This window comes from Candidatus Protofrankia californiensis, from assembly GCF_900634765.1.
In the GTDB taxonomy this organism is placed as follows: Bacteria; Actinomycetota; Actinomycetes; order Frankiales; family Frankiaceae; genus Protofrankia; species Protofrankia californiensis.
Genome location: NZ_CAAAFT010000192.1, coordinates 1 through 2,083, shown reverse-complemented (window position 1 = coordinate 2,083; position 2,083 = coordinate 1). Strand labels below are relative to the sequence as shown.

Sequence of the window (2,083 nt, the reverse complement as noted above, 5' to 3'; positions counted from 1 at the left end):
CTGCTGGCGTTACGCCTGGGTGATTGAGTGCGCCCAGTGATCAGGAGGTGGCCCGTGAGGCCATGACGTGATCTGAAGCTCGTCGTCGCTTGCCGGTGGGAGTCCGGTCCGGGTAACTGCCAGGAGGCCCGGTAGCAGGTTGCCGGCGTCGGGGGGAAACGCCCGGCGTCGAAGCGCAACGTCAAAAGCCCTGAGAAGGGGGAGCGACTGGACGGTCCGTAGCATAAAGCGAAGCCTGCAGCGCCGTTAAAGTGCCCGCCGCAAGGTGGGAAGAGGGAGAACTGAGCCCCTTCAATCAGGGCGAAGGCCACGGAAGCGGTGAAGATCCTGGAATGCATCCGCGAGGAACTCCCCGGCGTAGGGGGCACGGAACGTTCAGACAGCGACGGCGGGAACTGGGGAGGCCCTCCCCGGCCGAAACAGGCCGCGGAGACCTGCGGAACGGCGACGTCCTATAACCGGTGAGGAACCGGGAAATGGGCGATCGTGCCGGGAGGGCGTCGGAGGCGGCCATATTACCGGTCGAGCCGGACGGACAACATAACCGTCGGTGAGGGAAGGGCCGCTACTTCGTCTACGCGCTGGATGTGAGGATGACGGATCGGTGAGTGCCGTTACGGCTAGGTCCACCCTGGCGGCTGTCCGAGGGGACAGGGTCCGCGCCTTGCAGCATGCGCTTTACCGGGCGGCCAAGGCCGATCCCGGACGGCGGTTCCACACGCTGCACGACAAGGTCTACCGCAAAGATGTCGTGGCGCGGGCGTGGGAGCAGGTGCGCCGCAACCGCGGCGCAGCCGGCATCGACAACATCACCCTGAGCATGGTCGAGGGGTACGGCGTGGACCGGCTCCTCGACGAGCTGGTCTGCGAACTGCAGGACGGCAGCTACCGTCCGCTGCCGGCCCGGCGGGTGTTCATCCCCAAACCCGGATCGGAAGAGCGGCGGCCGTTGTCAATTCCCGCAGTACGCGACCGGATCGTGCAGACAGCTTTGAAGATCGTACTCGAGTCGGTCTTCGAAGCTGATTTCCTTGGGTGCTCGTTCGGCGCTCGGCCGAAACGGAGCACGCACGATGCCCTCCAGGTGCTGCTGGATGAGTCCTGGCGGGGCCGACGCTGGGTGGTGGAAACGGACGTCGCCAACTGTTTCGAGGCGATTCCACACGACAAGTTGATGCAGGCGGTCGAGGAACGAGTCTGTGACCGGAAAACCCTCGCCCTGGTGCGTGCCTTTCTGGAAGCCGGGGTGTTGGAAGGCGGGTCACCGCGTCGAGTAGTGACCGGTACTCCCCAAGGGGGATGCGTCTCGCCCCTCATGGCTAACGTCTACCTGCACCGGCTCGACCGGGCATGGGATCGCGGCCGGGACGGGACGCTGGTCCGTTATATCGACGATCTCGTGGTGATGTGTGAATCCCGGCAGCAGGCCGACCACGCGCTCGCGCGGATCACAGCCCTGCTGGCCGATCTCGGCCTGGAGCCGAAGGCAGCAAAGACCCGGATCGTGCATCTGACCGAAGGCGGCGAGGGATTCGATTTCCTCGGTTTCCACCATCGGCTGGTGCGCGCTCGGGGTCGGACCGGGGCCAAGCGTGTCGTCTTTCTTGCCCGCTGGCCCTCCCGCAAGGCGGCTCAGCACGCTCGTGACCGGATCCGGGAACTGACGGCCCGGTCGCGGCTACTGGTGCCGGTCGACACCGTCATACGGCAGGTGAACGCCTTCCTGCGCGGCTGGGCTGGCTACTTCCGCTACGGAAACTCCGCCCGGATGTTCGACAAGATGCAGACCTACGCCCTGCACCGGGCTGCGATCTTCGTGGCGAACCGTCACAAACGCAGCCGGGCGTGGGGCTGGCGGATTGTGGCCTACGCCTCACCCGACCACTTCGGGCTGCTCAACCTTGCCGGGACCGTGCTCGCTCCCAGGCCAAACCGTCCCTGGAGATCACCGAATGCCGGCGGTGAAAGACGTCGGTGAGCCGTGTGCGGGAGAACCGCATGCACGGAATCGACGGGAGGGAGCTGGAAACGGAACGGTCATCCGTCACCGCGCCAGCTCCCTACCCAACCCTTGATATCCAGG

1 protein-coding gene is annotated in these 2,083 nt (G+C 65.7%); it reads left to right on the top strand.

Annotated features, from left to right (window positions below; genetic code table 11):
* Positions 1 to 604 precede the first annotated feature (604 nt).
* A complete protein-coding gene (gene ltrA, locus DD1DGNOD_RS10675; RefSeq protein ID WP_131770017.1) occupies positions 605 to 1,978 on the top strand; it encodes a group II intron reverse transcriptase/maturase in 1,374 nt (457 codons plus the stop codon).
* Positions 1,979 to 2,083 lie beyond the last annotated feature (105 nt).